At 57.3% G+C, this 16,459-nt stretch carries 12 protein-coding genes and 3 pseudogenes; 9 read left to right on the top strand and 6 right to left on the bottom strand.

Annotated features, from left to right (window positions below):
* Nucleotides 1-123 precede the first annotated feature (123 nt).
* A complete protein-coding gene (locus A3OO_RS0120195) occupies nt 124-1,038 on the bottom strand; it encodes a sterol desaturase family protein (protein WP_018409661.1) in 915 nt (304 codons plus the stop codon).
* Nucleotides 1,039-1,162: 124 nt separating this feature from the next.
* Here A3OO_RS0120195 and A3OO_RS0120190 point away from each other — a divergent pair, with 124 nt between their 5' ends.
* Together A3OO_RS0120190 and A3OO_RS0120185 are read left to right on the top strand one after the other, a co-directional pair.
* Nucleotides 1,163-1,633 carry an SRPBCC family protein gene (locus tag A3OO_RS0120190; RefSeq protein ID WP_018409660.1) on the top strand — a complete coding sequence of 157 codons (471 nt, stop codon included), beginning with the start codon at nt 1,163-1,165 and terminating at the stop codon, nt 1,631-1,633.
* Between the two features lie 50 nt (nt 1,634-1,683).
* Entirely contained in the window at nt 1,684-2,133 is a 450-nt protein-coding gene (locus tag A3OO_RS0120185; RefSeq protein ID WP_018409659.1) for a PAS sensor domain-containing protein, read from the top strand.
* Between the two features lie 93 nt (nt 2,134-2,226).
* Here the strand turns inward: A3OO_RS0120185 and A3OO_RS0120180 are convergent, their stop codons facing one another.
* The 5 genes from A3OO_RS0120180 to A3OO_RS0120160 all read right to left on the bottom strand — a co-directional run bounded on the left by A3OO_RS0120180 (nt 2,227) and on the right by A3OO_RS0120160 (nt 6,970).
* A complete protein-coding gene (locus tag A3OO_RS0120180) occupies nt 2,227-2,817 on the bottom strand; it encodes a cytochrome b/b6 domain-containing protein (RefSeq protein WP_342446773.1) in 591 nt (196 codons plus the stop codon).
* Between the two features lie 393 nt (nt 2,818-3,210).
* Nucleotides 3,211-3,699 (bottom strand): hypothetical protein, encoded by a 489-nt coding sequence (locus A3OO_RS0120175; protein ID WP_156824981.1) that lies wholly within the window; start codon nt 3,697-3,699, stop codon nt 3,211-3,213.
* Nucleotides 3,700-3,917: 218 nt separating this feature from the next.
* Nucleotides 3,918-5,615 (bottom strand): DUF262 domain-containing protein, encoded by a 1,698-nt coding sequence (locus A3OO_RS0120170; protein WP_018409656.1) that lies wholly within the window; start codon nt 5,613-5,615, stop codon nt 3,918-3,920.
* Nucleotides 5,605-5,805 (bottom strand): plasmid mobilization protein, encoded by a 201-nt coding sequence (locus A3OO_RS23870; RefSeq protein ID WP_156824980.1) that lies wholly within the window; start codon nt 5,803-5,805, stop codon nt 5,605-5,607. Before A3OO_RS23870 ends, A3OO_RS0120170 begins: the two co-directional genes overlap by 11 nt.
* A gap of 238 nt (nt 5,806-6,043) precedes the next feature.
* Nucleotides 6,044-6,970: an IS1595 family transposase gene (locus tag A3OO_RS0120160; protein WP_083909836.1), complete on the bottom strand. Its 927-nt coding sequence runs from the start codon at nt 6,968-6,970 to the stop codon at nt 6,044-6,046.
* 548 nt (nt 6,971-7,518) lie between these two features.
* Here A3OO_RS0120160 and A3OO_RS22410 point away from each other — a divergent pair.
* The 7 genes and pseudogenes from A3OO_RS22410 (at nt 7,519) to A3OO_RS0120115 (ending at nt 16,383) form a co-directional block, all read left to right on the top strand.
* A pseudogene (locus A3OO_RS22410) lies at nt 7,519-8,615 on the top strand (IS110 family RNA-guided transposase).
* Between the two features lie 337 nt (nt 8,616-8,952).
* Nucleotides 8,953-10,126: pseudogene (locus A3OO_RS22405) on the top strand (IS3 family transposase).
* A 224-nt stretch (nt 10,127-10,350) separates the two neighbouring features.
* Complete coding sequence (locus A3OO_RS0120140) at nt 10,351-11,907, top strand: SulP family inorganic anion transporter (RefSeq protein WP_018409651.1); 1,557 nt, start codon at nt 10,351-10,353, stop codon at nt 11,905-11,907.
* A 410-nt stretch (nt 11,908-12,317) separates the two neighbouring features.
* On the top strand, nt 12,318-12,461 hold the full coding sequence (locus A3OO_RS23855; RefSeq protein WP_156824977.1) for a hypothetical protein: 144 nt from the start codon (nt 12,318-12,320) through the stop codon (nt 12,459-12,461).
* A 66-nt stretch (nt 12,462-12,527) separates the two neighbouring features.
* On the top strand, nt 12,528-12,692 hold the full coding sequence (locus tag A3OO_RS23850) for a hypothetical protein (RefSeq protein ID WP_018409649.1): 165 nt from the start codon (nt 12,528-12,530) through the stop codon (nt 12,690-12,692).
* Between the two features lie 535 nt (nt 12,693-13,227).
* Nucleotides 13,228-16,096, top strand: a pseudogene (gene fdhF, locus A3OO_RS0120120) (formate dehydrogenase subunit alpha).
* Nucleotides 16,093-16,383: a formate dehydrogenase subunit delta gene (locus A3OO_RS0120115; protein ID WP_245257245.1), complete on the top strand. Its 291-nt coding sequence runs from the start codon at nt 16,093-16,095 to the stop codon at nt 16,381-16,383. Before fdhF ends, A3OO_RS0120115 begins: the two are co-directional and overlap by 4 nt.
* The last annotated feature ends 76 nt before the right edge of the window (nt 16,384-16,459 follow it).

Here is a 16,459-nt window from a genome sequence, read left to right as displayed (position 1 = left end):
TGACGCGGATCGTTTACGTTTTGTGGATTGAAGGTAGTGACCCGTCTCCTCCTGAGCCCACCGCGCGTTCGCCATTCAGCAATCGTTTTCGGTCACCTGACTGCGGCGCCATGCGGCGATACACTAACTCTTGCGTCGAGGCACGAGGTGCAGGAATTTAGCCAGCTGACGTTCCGTCAGGAAGGCAAGGCTGAAGAGCTGAACCAGATTTTCCGCTTCGATCAACTCCAAGCCGATGTTGGCGGGAACCAGCTCTTTCCGCGTACCGAAAATCAGATCCCAGATCGAGAGGACGATCCCGTAGTTGCTGTCGTGCTCCTCGCGCAGCGTCGAATGGTGCGCGCGATGCAAATAGGGCGTGATAATCACATAAGATAACCATTTCTCGCCGGGGAAGGTGAAGTTCCCGTGATGGAACAGCACGAAAAACATCCGGACCACTTCGCAAGCCACGACGATGCTCGCCGGCACGCCGAAGAGGATGACGCAGAAGCATTTCACGAATACCTCTAGGAGCTGGTCGAGGACGTGGAACCGCAACCCCGTGGTGACGTGATAGGTCTTGTCGCTGTGATGGATCTTGTGAAAGCGCCACAGGAACTCGTATTTATGTCCAAGCCAGTGCCAAACAAAGACGGCGAAATCGAAGAGAATGAAACTCAGGATCCATTTGAGCGGTCCGTCGTCCATTTTTCCGAGAAGGCCGTATTGGGAATAATTTGAAGCGACAATTATTAGGCTCGAGATCGACAATACACTCATTATGATGTTGTTTATCAAAAATGTTCCTGTGTTTGTCTTGAAGGACTTTTTCAGCTCATCCTTTGACACCTTCATGTATGGGAAGTGTTTTTCCACAACCAGCAGGACCGCAAACAAAATGACGGCCGCGCCAAAAAGGTAGCCTTCGATACCCGACGTGCTCATTGTCGAACTCCCAAGAAGCGCGCCGGGCAGGATCGAGGCATCGCATTGCGCACGAATGCCGGCCAGAGCCTCAGTTGTCTCATGGATCTCCGCGCAATCCTCGCCATTCACAAAGCGTAAGTGTCAGCGTCGCACCCTCAGCGCAAATCTCCGAAGAATGGCTAGGATTGACAGTTACAACCCGTTAGAGAGGTTATAAATGGGCCGATAGAAGACGTCGATCAAGGGGGGTGGCATGCTGGGTATCGGAGGAGCGAAGCCAGTCGCCGGACAAGCCGATAACGTGGTCAAATGCTCAATTGCAGAGGCTTATGATTACATCGGCCGGAGGTTTTTCGAAAACTATCGCAAATGGTGCCCTCAAGTGGTCGAGGTGGAGGAACTTACAAAGCCGCCTACGCATCTCGGGACAAGAGGCAGGCAAGTGACAAGAGAAAGAGGGATTGATTGCGAATCGACCTTTGAAGTCTCGGAGTTCGCCCCCAACAGCAAGTTCGAGATCAAAGGCGTCGCGGAACCGTTTCGATCCGCGTATGAACTGACCGGCGAGGGAGATGGTGCCACTCGGGTTAGCTTCACTTTCGAGCTTCAGCAACTCGATCTGGCAATGCGGCCGTTCCAAAAGCTGATCCGAACCGCATTGCAGGATGGCGCGATTCAGACGATCGAAAACATCAAGGCTCTTCTCGAAGGAACGCCCGCCTAAACGACGTGCGACGAACGCGTCAGGGAAGAAAAGGACTAGGGAGAAAACATATGTTCATCGTCCAAAAGGACAGCGGCGTCATCCCGCGTGTCTTGACGCAGATCCTCGATTCATGTGTGAACGGCGTGACCTTGACAGACCCCGACATAGAAGATGCGCCGATCGTCTATGCCAACAAGGCGTTCGAAGACATGTGCGGCTACCCGCAGGAAGAGATTGTCGGTCGCAACTGTCGCTTTTTGCAGGCCATGGACCGGGACCAGCCGGAACTTGATCAGCTGCGCGCCGCGATCAAAAAGCATGAACCGATCGAAGTCACTCTGCGCAACTACCGAAAGAATGGGGAGCTGTTCTACAACAGGCTTGTCGTCAAGCCGCTCTTCGACGAGCGGGGCAACGTCGTTTATTTCCTGGGCGTTCAATATGACATCACCGAACAGGTGCGCGCTCAGGAGGAGATCAAGAGCCTGACCGAGAAGCTCAATGTCACAGGAAAATAGCGGTTGCCGTGAGGGCGGGCGCTGTCAGCGCTCGTTCTCTCGTTTGAACCTGTGCCGCCGGGATACGGCCGCGAGTCCCTCTCAAAATCGTCATCAGCGATTGAGCTTTTCTTGCTGACGCTTTGGCAACCGACCGGTGAACATGGATTGAACGGTCCCTTTCACGGCAAAGGCCGCGCTGACGTGAACGAAGATAAACAAGACGAGGACCACCATTCCGTAAAAATGGATATAGCGGGCTTGATCATAGCCTCCGAAGAAATGCGTCAATCGCTGAAACTGGACCGGCTTCCAAAGGGCAAGGCCTGAAAAGAACAGCAATATGACGTCCAAGATGACGATGACGTAAAGAATGCGCTGGATGAGATTGTATTCGCCAGTTCCATGGATCAGCAGATGTTTCATCTCCAATCTGATGTTCCGGTAGGCGGCCATCGCTCCGATGTTCAGCAGTTTTCGAACGAAATGCCCGGAGAAGATTCCGTAAGTCAGATAGGCAAGCCCGTTCATGATCAGCAACCACATCACCGCGAAATGCCAGGCGAGAGCGCCGGCGAGCCAGCCTCCCAATGTAATGTCGGGCGGAAACCGGAAATCGTATAGCGGCGAGGCGTTATAAATCCGCAACCCGCTCATCAACATGGCGATCGCAGCGAAGGCATTGACCCAATGCGTAATCCTCACGAAAAGAGGATGAATAAGTTTTCCTCGATTGAGTGATGTTTTCGTTTCGAACTTTTGGATCACGTTGATTGTGCCTCCTGGCTTTTCTTATTCGTCGAAAAATTCGCTTTAAGACTTTGCCCTCCAGCCAAGGGGCCTGCGAATGTGGCAAGGAATAGCCAGCTATCGTCGGTAGCCGATCGCGATGTGAATGACTGACGTCCGCCATAGATCGGCTTAATGTAAAAAGCGAACGCGCCGCCTTACTCCGTGATGGGTCCAGGTATAAGCCCCTAATCCGCCTGATCGGGTTGTCGGCAGAAGAGACTGAGCCGTCCTCCAGTGTCACAAAGCTCAGGGAAGTGAATTCCCGTCCGCGCTCCACGCCTCCGCGCGCAGAAATTCCGATTAAGGTCAGGGCTTGGCGCGACACGCTGCGATGGCTTCCTGCCAAGACTTGCGATTGTTGTTGACTTGTATCTGGAAGCAATTGACCGTCGCGTAAGGATCACTCGTGCATGCGCAGAGGTCGTCGAGGTTCTTCTGCTGCCAGTGTTTCGAGGCAGAATTGTCGGGATCGTCTATTCTCCAAAGGATGTTGTCCTGAACCAGTTCGTCGCAGGTGCGCTTCTTCGCCAAGTCACAAGCCGCCCGCGAGGAAGGCGCGTTAGAAGAGGAGTCGAGTGCCAGAACGGTCGACCGAAAACTCCTGGCGTTCGTCTGGGAGGCCAAATCACTAGCCTCGGATTTTGGAACCACTCGGCCGTCGATTGCTCCGTAGGGATCCGGTTGCGCGCTCGCAAAACCGAACGGCATGATCGTCGCCGCAAACATTGCTGCAAGCACGCATGGAACCAGCCGGGATCGATTGAGCATAGACATGTAATGCGCCGGGTATGTCATGAAACATCCTCCGATCATGATGCGAGTTATCGGCTTCAGCACGTCCAGCTTAACGGCGCACGCTCAACCAGCTTTGCCGGCGGCCGGACGCTCTGTCGATGATGGCCTATGCGTGCTCACCATCATGGCGACGACCCAAAACGCGCACAACCGTCTCGGGTTTCTTCGACGCGGCTGTGAGCGTACAAACTGTAAGGGAATTATCCCCTTGAGACAAGTTAAATTGGCCAAGCCAATATCGCCCATTCGGCCATGTGCGCTTGCCTTTCTTCTATTTTTTCCGATGACCAAGTGTCAAAATCCGATATGTGGTTTGTAAAGTGGTATGGCGACACTCGTAACGCAGGTTTTTTTGCATCAAAGCTATCATTATCAATCGTTGAATTTGGAGTTCTCTGCAAAAGGCAAAGATTGCCTAGGCGCTTTCCGAACCTTTCAGCATCCTCTTCGCTAAATGTCGGCCATGTCCCCGCCATCCTATTTTTCGGAAGGACATGCTCCAAAGTGATGGAAGCTTCGTCATCGTTTAGAACAAACCACGGCTCGCTGTCTTTCGCATACGCTGCCTCGATGGAGCGAAGATAATATCGAGCATAGTCAGCCTTTGACGATCTAGCAGCTGCAAATGTGTCTCTAAAATCGCTATCGCTTACGATTACTCTGCCAAGGATTGTGCGTAGCTTTGCAACCGTATTCGTCTCTTTCTTGAAAACAGAGAGAGCCGCAGCTGCGAAAGTCTGCTCGTTTGTCCCGCTGCGCGTGGCAGAGGCGATTAGTAGCCTCACGGTAATAGACAGCACGAGACGGAAAGCTTCCGCCAATTCGTTCTGAGGAAACTCAAGAGCAAGCGCGAGCACGAGCGGGCGGACGGGCTTTATGTCAAACTTATTGATTATCCGCAGTGCCTTTGTGGTCGCTGCTGGGTGTCCTGTCCAAAATTCAGAGTCGGTTCTATAAGTTGCGACATAAACTCGCGACAGGCGTTCAAGTTCAGATAAGAACGTTGCCGCGTTTGCGTCGCCGCGAACGGTTTTCTGAGTTTCTTCGTAAATATCCTCGGCGCGAACAAAATTCCTAGTAGCAATAAAAACGTGTCTGAGGAAATTAATGAGTCGATCATCGTCACTCATTTCTTCCAAATTGTCCCGAACCGACGACCACTTTGCGATTGCTTCAGCTATTCGCTTATCCGACTGCCCAAATAGATAGCTCTTTACCAGATCGGCTTGGTTTGTTTTCATTCCCCGATCATTAAGAGTTTCAAACATTTTGAAAGCTTGTGATGCATTCTGAGCCTGCAACAGAACGACAGTGGCGTTGGTCTCAATAAACTCAATCCAATCGTTAAACCGCGAGGGCACATCTGCCACAGCAAACTGCTTAGCTGCATTTTCAACCCACAGCTTAGCAATATTCGATGCATTAATCAGAAGACGATGCGACTCTCGTGTAGGAGGTAACTTTTCTCTCTGAGAGCCATGATCTATAAGACACTCAAAAAATGCATTGTCATCAATATTCAACGCTAGCCTAGGGACCCTTTGGCCAGCAACCCTATCAATTGTTGACAGAAACTCGTTATTTATAGACTCGACAATAATATTCGCGGACGTTATAGTTGATAAATAGTTACGTATAGCTGATATCAAAATTGCAGTTGTAGTCAGGCGCTGCTGACCATCGACAATCTCCAATACCTTACTTGATGGATTGCTTATTGTGACAATTGTTCCTAAAAAATAGTCTTTATTCTCGAATTTTGCGTTTGAGAAGTCAGCAAAAAGCTGCTGGACCTCTTCCGTATCCCAGGCGTATTCCCGTTGATATGGCGGCACTTTTAGGCGATGCAGCTTCAACACAGAGCCGATGCCCATGGAGCTGAAATCAAATCCTCGGACCGAAGCATCAGTCGCCATCCTTTGCCTTCATTTCTTCGATGAATGGAACCTTGAGGCCGGATGATTGTAGCTCGTCTCTTGCAACTCTGCGTAGCCGATCCCGCACCCAAGCGGAGATCGAAATCCCCGCTGAGCTAGCGGCCATCTCAAATGCTTTCTTCTCAGATTCGCTCATCCGGACCTGAAGAGTGTAGTCTTTTTCGCCCATTCCACGGCCTTTGTGTTGCACTATGCATTACCACGGATCACCGCAGCCCGTATGTGTCGCTATCCGCATTACATCAATCTAACTCGCGATGGTGTATCATCATTGCCGGAGGTTCGGATGGTATCTTTGTGCGAGGCGGTTAAGCAGAATAAAATGGCTGATTTCGTCCAGCAGGAAGAATCTCGCGGCGTCGGCCCAATTGACCGCGCTGCGTTCGATTCGTTGACGGCGGCGCTAATCAAAGCGCCGCTATCAGAAGATCGAACATCGCGTTCCGCATCTGGCGATGGTTCGAGCGGAAAGAAAACTCTCCGAGGTAGCGGTCCATGTGCTTCGCGCTGATATGAATATGCGTTGAAGCGACCGACTTCTTAAACAGTTTCCAAAAGCTCTCGACATTGTTCGTGTGATGCGTCGCGTCGTGGCGATAGTCGTAATAAGCCCATTCCTTCGCGCCGTGCTTCACCGCGCCATGCTTGTAACCGTCGCCGGTCAGTAAGCCATAGCTGTAAAGCTCATCGGTCGAAACCGTCGCGCCCTTCTCGACATTCTCAAGAACGACGCCGCGCAGCGTCTCTTGCTTCACGTTCGGAATGACTTGCGTCGCGATCTTGCCGCCACGTTCCTTGAGGCCCATGACAATCGTCTTGCCTTCCGCGCCGCGATCGCGCTTGCCGGAACGCTTGCCGCCCACATAGGCTTCGTCCAGCTCGACGTGGCCCTTGAGCATTTCGAAGCCATCGGCCTTCGTCATGAGGTCGCGGATTTGCTGGCCAATGCGCCACGCCGTCTTATAGGTGACGCCGAGCGTCCGTTGCAGTTCCTTGCCGCTCACGCCGTGACGCGTCGCGATAAAGAGGTAGATCGCGTAAAACCACGTTTGCAGCGGCGTCCGGCTGTCTTGAAAGATCGTCCCCGCGCACGGATAGACATGATCGCCACAAGCGGCGCAGGCGAAGGCGCGGCGGCCTGTGATCTTGTGAAAGGTGCTCTCGACGCCGCATTTGCCGCAGACGTGGCGAAGGCCGTAACGGACTTCCATAACCCGGATAAGGCAGGCGTCGTCATTCGGGAAGGTCGCGAAAAAATCGCGGACTGAAAACGCTTGGACGCTGCTTTCGCGTTGTCCGGCTTTCGATGGGCGGGTGCGCTTACGAGTCGTCATCTGCATAGCTCCAATGACGGAAACTATGCCATAGCCTCATACTTGCGTCAATGGGATAATCCCCAAATATAATGCCGAACAGCAATATCCGGAATGCTTCTAACCGGGCTAACTTTATGATTGAAGACGTAATTCCATGCATGGACCACAAAGAGGATAGGATGACGAAGCATGACCGTATTCCCTTCGATGCCTTGCCGTGTCGGCTCAGGCTTTTGTGCTTCTAGGCTTAAATACCATGCATTATATACGAGTGTTGAGCTATCTGGATCAGTCGATAAATGGACAATTGAAACCCAATTTTCGACATCCATGCAAGCGTTCAAACATGTGCCGCGGCGCTCTTGCGACGCCGCAGAGCACGGAGGAGTGCATGGCGCTTCAGAGCTACGTTCGACGCCGGAGGCTAACGGACACAACGAGGCCAATCGTCTGCGCCATCGAACGACAACGCGCGCCTTCGAGCAATTAGTAAAGGAAGATATAGGGAAGAAAGTCCCGGGACGATGCCCAGTCAGGCGGGCCCGCCGTAGTCGGGACAGGCCGCCATCCCAACGAGGTGCACGCTCTACGTGTCGATCGATGAGACGGCGGTTTGCGTCGTCGACGACAAGGGCGCGGTGCATCTTCAAACGTCGGTTGCGACCGATGCGGGCGCGATCATGAAGGCGCTAAAACCCTTTTTGTCGCGGCTGCGGCGCGTCGGTCATGAAGCCGGCGCCTTGTCGCCCTGACTGCATCCGGAACTCACGGCGCTCGGACTGCCGGCGGTGTGTCTAGAAACGCGCCACGTGCACGCGGCGATGTCGGCGCAGCGCAACAAAACGGATGTGACAGACGCGCTTGGCATTGCGCATATTGTGCGCACCGGCTGGTTCAAGGCCGCCTTCATCAAGAGCGAACCTTGCTATCGCATGCGGCTTTTGCTGACGCAGCGGCGCAATCTCAAACGCAAAATTCCTCGACATCGAGAACACGATCCGCCACTCGCTCAAAGCCTTCGGCGTACGATTGAAGGGAACGTCGCGAGGCGAGTTTGAGCAGGCCGTGCGCGAGTCAGTCGCCAATGATCCGCTGACCAGCGAGTTGATGGAAACGATGCTGATTGCTGATGGCGCGCGCGGCGTTATGGAAGCAGTATTGTAAGCTGCACGATCTGGTCGTGAAGTTCGTCTCCCGCAGCGAACTCTGCCGGCGCTTCATGGCGATCCCGGGCGTCGGTCCAGTGACGGCGTTGAGCTTCATGACGGCGATCGACGATCCGTCGCGATTCCGGCGCTCGCGTGACGTCGCCGCCTATTTTGGCTTGACGTCGAAACGGCGTCAGTCGGGCGCGTCGATCGACGTTCAGGACCGCATCAGCAAGGCCGGCGATCCCCAGATGCGACGCGCGCTTTTCGAAGCGGCGGGCGTCATGCTGACGCGCTTCAAGGGCAAGGACAAGCTTAAATCATGGGGATTGACGCTGGCGAAACGCGGCTGTCATCGCAAGGCGACCGTCGCTGTCGCGCGCAAAATGGCGGTCGTCATGCATGCGATGTGGCGCGACGGCGCCGTCTATGTCGGCGACGCCGCGGCGCGCGAAGCCGACGTCGCCGCGCGGGCGGCCGTCAAAAACCGCAAGCTTCTCGGCGCACACGCATGACGCCGCGACGCGCAAACATATTGCAGACGATCACGCAAAACGCGATCGTCTTTTGAGCAAGGAGCTCCGCGCAAGCGGATGAGAACTGGTGCAGACCAAGGACGACGGGAAGCACGCTATCTTGCCTGTGGCCGGTCAACCGGACCACGCCGGATTGCCTGTGACGCTGCCCCGTGAATCCGATGGCAATATGCGCCGCGACGGATCCGATGTGGTTTGGCTGTTGCAGCCGACCGACACAAAACAAGCCGTCGATGAGCGCGGAAGAGTGTGGTCTGCCCCCTGAAAAGTGATCCTCCGTGAAGTATGGCTTTTGAGCCTATGAGGAGGATTTGAGATGGGCAGGAAACGGCACAAGCCCGAGGAGATTGTCGCGAAGCTTCGTCAGGTCGACGTGCTGACGACGCAAGGGCAGTCGGTTGCGGAAGCCATTCGATCGATAGGCGTTACGGAAGTGACGTATTACCGCTGGCGCCAGGAATATGGCGGGCTGAAGAGCGACCAGGTCAAGCGGCTGAAGGATCTCGAGCAGGAGAACGCCCGGCTTCGTAAGGCGGTGTCTGATCTGACGCTTGAGAAGCTGATCCTGAAGGAGGCTGCGTCGGGAAACTTTTAAGCCCCGCCCGCCGTCGCGCCTGCGTTGAGCGCGCAAGGGAGGCGTTCGGCGTGTCCGAACGCTTCGCCTGCCGCGTGCTCGGCCAACATCGTTCGACGCAACGTAAGATCGCCAGGACGCCAGATGACGAAGCGGCTCTGACCGCCGACATCATCGCGCTCGCCCTCCAATATGGGCGATATGGCTATCGGCGCATCGCGGCGATGCTGCACGACGCCGGCTGGGCGGTGAACCTCAAGCGCGTCGAGCGGATCTGGCGGCGGGAGGGGCTGAAGGTCCCAGCAAAGCAGCCCAGGCGAAAGCGGCTGTGGCTGAACGACGGATCATGCATTCGGTACGGCCGGAACATCCGAACCATGTTTGGTCCTACGACTTCGTCGAAGACCGAACACATGACGGACGCAAATATCGCATGTTGAACATCATCGATGAGTTTACGCGTGAATGCCTGGCCATCCGGATCAATCGCAAGCTTAACTCGACGGACGTCATCGACCTGCTGTCCGATCTGTTCATTCTGCGCGGCGTTCCTGGCCATGTGCGATCAGACAATGGCCCCGAGTTCATCGCCAAGGCCGTGCAGGATTGGATAACCGCTGTCGGCGCCAGGACCGCTTACATCGAGCCAGGCAGTCCATGGGAGAATGGCTATTGCGAGAGCTTCAACTCGAAGCTTCGTGACGAACTGCTCAACGGCGAGATCTTCTACTCGCTCAAGGAAGCGCGGATCATCATCGAAAGCTGGCGGCGTCATTACAATGAAGTGCGGCCACATTCGTCGTTGGGGTATCGGCCGCCAGCCCCGGCGGTTCTGTTCCCCGAGCGCCCGGCTGCGCAACCCCAGCCAGCTCCGCCGGGCGCTCAGCCGCTGGTCCAAATGCCGCTCTTAAACTAACATTCGAACTGGATCACCCGATGGGGGCCGACCACGATGACAGGAGCCGGAATCGTCAGAAATTCAACAAAAGGCGTGCTTGGCGATGGCGAAGGCCAGCTCGCCGGTCAGCGCACTCTCAGGTAGACCAGAGGACGAGACGCAGGACCGACCTTCGCAGTATTTTTAATTCGCTGGTGGAGACGAGGGCGCAAGCGTCGCAGCCTGATGCGCGGGAGCAAACAGTGAAAACGCAAGCTTCATTCATCGCCACGCTTCGTCATTCGTGGAAAGAGGACGTTCTCGCTTCCGTCGTGGTGTTCCTGGTGGCCCTGCCGCTCTCCTTGGGTATCGCCATCGCGTCAGGCGTTCCAATCGACAAAGCGGCTTCGGTGGGCCTCATCACCGCCATCATCGGCGGCCTCGTGGTGGGGCCCTTGTCCGGCAGTCCGCTACAGGTGAGCGGACCAGCGGCCGGCTTGGCGGTGATGGTCGCCCTGTTCATCCAGGAACATGGTTTCGAGACGCTGGGACTCATCGTCTTGCTGGGCGGCTTGATGCAATTGGCGACCGGCCTGCTGCGCCTGGGTCCAGTGTTCCGCGCCGTTTCGCCCGCCCTGATCCAGGGGATGCTGGCGGGAATCGGAATCCTGATCTTCGCCTCGCAATTCCACGTCATGGTGGACGATCTGCCGCCGGGCACCGGCAAGGAATTCGGCGGCGTCATCAATCTCTGGTCGCTGCCGCAAGCTGTATGGAAAGGCGTTACGGAACCGGTCCATCGTCCCGCGGCGCTGATCGGCCTGCTGACCATCGCCACGGTGACGCTGTGGACCCTGTTCACGCCCAAGAAGCTCAAGCTGCTGCCGGCTCCGCTCATCGGCGTCGCCGTCGCCACCGCCGCCGCATGGCATCAAGAATTGGACATGAAATACGTTCCGGTACCCGAGCAATTGCTGCACGCGGTCAGTTGGCCGACGATGGCCGGGTTCAGCCGGCTGAGCGAGGGCGCGATCTGGCTGGCGGGACTGTCCCTGGCCTTCGTCGCCAGCGCGGAGTCGCTGCTCACCGCCACGGCGGCGGATTCGATGCAGCGCCATGCCGAGCGCACAAACTATAACCGCGAGCTGATGGCGCAAGGAACCGGCAATGTGCTCTGCGGCCTCATGGGCGTGATCCCGATCACGGGCGTCATTGTCCGCACGTCGGCCAATATCATGGCGGGCGGCCGCACCCGAATGTCCGCCTTCCTGCACGGAGTTTGGCTGTTGCTGTTCGTGGCGCTGCTTCCGGGCGTCCTGGGCACGATCCCGGTCGCCGGTCTGGCAGCGGTGCTGGTTTATACCGGCGTCAAGCTGGCCAAGCTGCAATTCGCCAAAATTCTTTGGGACCAGGACCGGGGGGAAGCCGCCATTTACGTCATAACGCTCGCCGGCGTCGTCGGACTGGACCTGCTGACCGGTATCATGCTGGGAATAGGTCTGGCTTTCGCCAGACTGATGTACAGCTTCTCCCACCTCGAAATCCGGATCGACGAGGACAAGGAAGCCGGCGTCACCGAGATTCATCTCAAAGGCGCCGCCTCCTTCATACGTTTGCCGCAACTGGCCGCGGCCCTGGAGAAACTGCCGGCAAACGCGCATGTGCATGTGCATCTGCACGAGTTGACCTTCATCGACCACGCCTGCCTGGATCTGCTGGTCAAATGGGAACAGCAACGCCAGACCGCGGGAGGCGAACTGATCCTCGACTGGGGTGCTCTGCACGGCGTCTTCCAGCGGCACGCCTGGCGCGCGCCGTAAGCGCGCAGGTCGCACCGTCGCGGCCACAGATTGCGCCGCGCCGAGATCAGACCGGTGAGCGTTCAAATGTGGCCTCATGATAGATCTTCTATTTTAACGCCTTCCATGAACACGGCGTCTTAATGCGATTATTTTTGGATAGGTGCGCCATATTAAGAAACGCGCACGTTAAGAAACGCGCACGAAATTTCGCGCCATGGCGCGCTGAGCTGCTCGGTCAAAGGCTAATCGTCGAGCCCTACTCTTCGAGCTCTTCGAGCTCTTCGAGCGAGCTCAAGCGGCCCGCGCCTGCCCGTTGGCGTAAGTTCTGCAAACTGGCCCTGAAATTCTGGACTGGCGAAACACGGCGCCGCGCTTGGCTCCTGACCCTGTTTGTCGCCTTATTCATCGCTTTGCAGCTGGCGGCGCAGTTGAGCATCAACGTCTGGAACCGGAGTTTCTTCGACGCCCTTGAGGGCAAGAACGTCGACGCGCTGTGGTGGGCCGTCATTGTGCTGCCGGCGCTTGTCGTCTTCAGCGGCCTCGCCGTCACCGGTTGGGGGCTGGAGGACTAGCGCTACTACCGTCTCGAAATCGCCGCCGATGAGCAGACATCCCCGGAATATAGAATTGCGAAAGACGTGCAGCTTGCCGTCGACCCGCTTGTCGAATTCGCCGTCGGCTTTTTGACCGCGTTGGCGACTGCCTCGGCCTTCATCGGCGTTTTATGGACTGTCGGCGGCTCGTTCGAGCAAAACTTCTTCGGCGCGCAGATTTGCCTGCCCGGATATTTGGAGCCGTTTTGAGATTCCTGGCGAGCCGGATGTGTGAATCTATTGGCGACAACCCGAATCGGAGGTTGTCGCATGCAGGCATCGCTGCTGGAGATTTTGCGCGAGATACCTGACCATTGTCGCCGGGAAGGCGCAAGCGCTTCGATTTGGCGATGGTTAGCCCCCCAGTCGCGAGAACGTCTAACAATTTCGGCGAAATCCGGATGTGGCTGACGATATTGCCTAAATGCAACGGACTATTCGATAAATCGAAATTTGAGAGAAATTCGAGCGCGACTAGATTTAGTTTCAATGTGATTTCTGCGGCAATTGCAGTCCTGGTTTCCTGAATTCGACATTGAACGGCGGGGGTCACAACTCCATGCTCCTCGTGCCGCCCGATGGGTGAAACAGGCCGCGCTCCTCGACCGGGCCATCGGTTGCGTTATATCGGGAGATTGAGTCCGTCACAGATCGAACTAACTGAGCAGGAAGGAAAGCCGCGCCCTTCAAATGGGGATTACCTTTTGAAAAAAAAGAAGAGTATCTTGTGTTGGTGAGGTGGCAAATGTGGTCTGAACTGCGCGGACTGAAAGACGAGATTGATTTTGGTACACCGCCGCGAGACGGGTCACCCGTACCGCTCGAAATCGATAGCGTCGCGGTCACCGTTCCCGCTGGAAGCTCCGTCATGCTTGCGGCAGCGGCGGCAGGCCGACCCATCCCGAAACTCTGCGCGACCGACATGCTGGAAGCCTTCGGCAGCTGTCGCGTCTGTCTCGTAGAGATCGAAGGCCGCGGCGGGTTCCCGGCGAGCTGCACCACGCCGGTCGTCGAGGGCATGAAGGTCAAGACCCAGACCGTGGCGCTGCAGCGCCTGCGCAAGGGCGTTCTGGAGCTTTACCTCTCCGACTTCCCCGAAAGCGAGATGGCCGACGGGTGGAGCGAGTTCCACGAAACTCTGAAGGCCGAAGGGGTCGCATCCCATCCGTACGGCAAGGGCGGCGCCAATCACTTCGAAGCGCCCGTCGACGCCTCCAACCCCTACTTCCTATTCGATCCCGCCAAATGCATCGTCTGCAGCCGCTGCGTGCGCGCCTGCGCCGAGGTGCAGGGGACCTTCGCAATCACCATCGCCGGCCGCAGCTTCGAATCCAAAGTCGTCGCAAGCCAGGATCAGCCGTTCTTCGAATCGGAATGCGTGAGTTGCGGCGCCTGCGTGCAGGCCTGCCCGAGCCATGCGCTGGTCGAGAAGAGCCTCTTCGAGGGAGAGTACAAACATGCCGAACCCGCTGAAGCCTGAGAAGTCGGTCGTCACGACCTGCGCCTATTGCGGCGTCGGCTGCGGCTTCAAGGCTGAGACGCGCGCGGGCAAGATCGTGCGCATGACGCCTTGGAAAGAAGGCAAGGCGAACCATGGCCACAGCTGCATCAAGGGGCGCTTCGCCTATGACTATTACAATGCGCCCGATCGCGTCCGAACGCCGCTGATCCGCGCCTCTATCGACGACCCGTGGAAGCCGGTGAGCTGGCAGGAGGCGTTTGACTACGCGGCGAGCGCGTTCAGGCGCATCCAGGCCAAATACGGCGTTAAGTCGGTCGGCGCCGTCTCCAGCTCGCGCTGCACGAATGAGGAAATCTTTCTCGTTCAGAAATTTGCGCGCGCGGTGCTCGGCAACAACAATATCGACAACTGCGCCCGCATCTGCCACTCGCCGACGCAATTCGGCCTGACCAACACCGTCGGCGCGGGCGCGGCGAGCCAGCACTTCGATTCTATCCTTCAGGCCGACGTCATCATGGTTGTCGGCGCCAATCCGACCGAGGGCCATCCAGTTTTCGGCTCGCTGATGAAGCGGCGCATCCGCCAGGGCGCGAAGCTCATCGTCATCGACCCGCGCAAGACCGAGACCGTGGAATCCGCCCATTGCAAGGCCGACGTCCATCTTGCGATCCGTCCCGGCACGAATGTCGCGATCCTCGACAGCATCGCGCATGTCGTCGTGCGCGAGAGACTCTACAACGAAGAATTCGTGCGCGCCCGCTGCGAGGTGAACGAGTTCGAGAACTGGACGGCGCTTGTCGGCTCCGACAAATATGCGCCGGAAGTCATCGGGCCGCTCGCCGGCGTCGATCCGGCGGACATCCGCAAGGCGGCGCGGATGTATGCCGGCGGTCCCAACAGCGCCATCTATTACGGCCTCGGCGTCACCGAACATTCGCAGGGCTCGACCGGCGTGATGTGCCTTGGCAATCTCGGCCTCTCCTGCGGCATGCTGGGGCGCGAGGGCGTTGGCGTTAATCCACTGCGTGGTCAGGGCAATGTGCAGGGCGGTAGTTGCCTTGGCAGCTGGCCGCATGTCTTCAGCGGTTACCGCTTCGTCACGGACGATGAGACCCGTTTGAGCTTTGAAGCGGAATGGGGCGTGACCCTCGACGCCGAGCCCGGCCTGCGCCTGCCCAACATGCTCGACGCCGCCGTCGCGGGGTCCTTCAAGGGCATGTACATCATGGGCGAGGATCCGGTGCAGAGCGATCCGAACCAGCACCATGTCATCGCCGCGATGAAGAACATGGAGTGCGTCGTGCTTCATGACCTCTTCCTCAACGAGACGTCGAAATATGCCCATGTCTTCTTCCCCGGCTCCTCGTCGCTGGAGAAGGACGGCACCTTCACCAACGCCGAGCGCCGCGTCTCGCGCGTGCGCAAGGTTGTGGAGCCGCTTGCCGATTATCAGGACTGGGAGATCACCGTAAAGTTCATGAACGCCATGGGCTACAACGTCACCTACAACAATCCCGGCGAGGTGCTGGATGAGATCGCGCGGCTCTCGCCCGCCTATCGCGGCATGAGCTTCGCGCTGATCGACCGCGTCGGCTCGGCGCAATGGCCCTGCGACGAAAACGCGCCGGAGGGCACGGAGGTGCTGCATCGCGTGAAGTTTCCCCGCGCCAACGGGCTCGGCGCCTTCATGCTCACCGAATATGTGCCGACAGCGGAGCGCACCAACGACAAATATCCGCTGCTGCTGACGACGGGCCGCATCCTCTCGCAATACAATGTCGGCACGCAGACGCGGCGCACGCCGAACTCCATGTGGCATCCGGAAGACGTGCTCGAGATCAACGAGCAGGACGCGATGTCGCGCGGCGTGAGCGACGGCCACTGGGTGAAGTTGTCGAGCCGCTTCGGAGAGATCGAGCTGCGCGCGAAGATTTCCGAGCGCGTGAATCCGGGCGTTGTCTACACAACGTTCCACCACGCGAAGTCGAAGGCCAACGCCGTCACATCGGATCTCTCCGACTGGGCGACGAACTGCCCCGAATACAAGGTCACGGCGGTCGATGTCGTTCGCACCAACGGCCCCGCCGCCGACAGCGTGCAGGAGGCGGAAAGGCCGCGTATCGATGAACTGGAGCCGGCGGAATGCGCATGACGCAGTCGCCTTCGCAGGGCGCCGACATTCCTGTCATGGCGCTCGATCGCATCGTTCTGATGGCCAATCAGATCGGCGATTTCTTCGCCCCCTATCCGCCCGAAAGGCGTGCGGAAGGCATCAGGAATCATCTGCGGACCTATTGGGATCCGAGGATGCGCGCCGAGTTGCTGGCGCTGATCGAGACGGGGGGCGCGGGCCTCGCGCCCCATGTCATGGAGGGAGCGAAACTGCTGCTGAACGATACCCATTCCAAGCCCGGCTATTACGGACCGCCGAAGGCTTGATCTGTCGGCGGAGTCGGTCGGTGGGCGAACGGCGGGAGTCGGGGAGGCTCTCTCTCGATAAAATGAAAGTTGAAGG

This window comes from Methylocystis rosea SV97 (genome assembly GCF_000372845.1).
GTDB lineage: Bacteria > Pseudomonadota > Alphaproteobacteria > Rhizobiales > Beijerinckiaceae > Methylocystis > Methylocystis rosea.
Note: the sequence above shows the minus strand (reverse complement) of the source record. Positions and strands in the feature narration are given on the sequence as shown.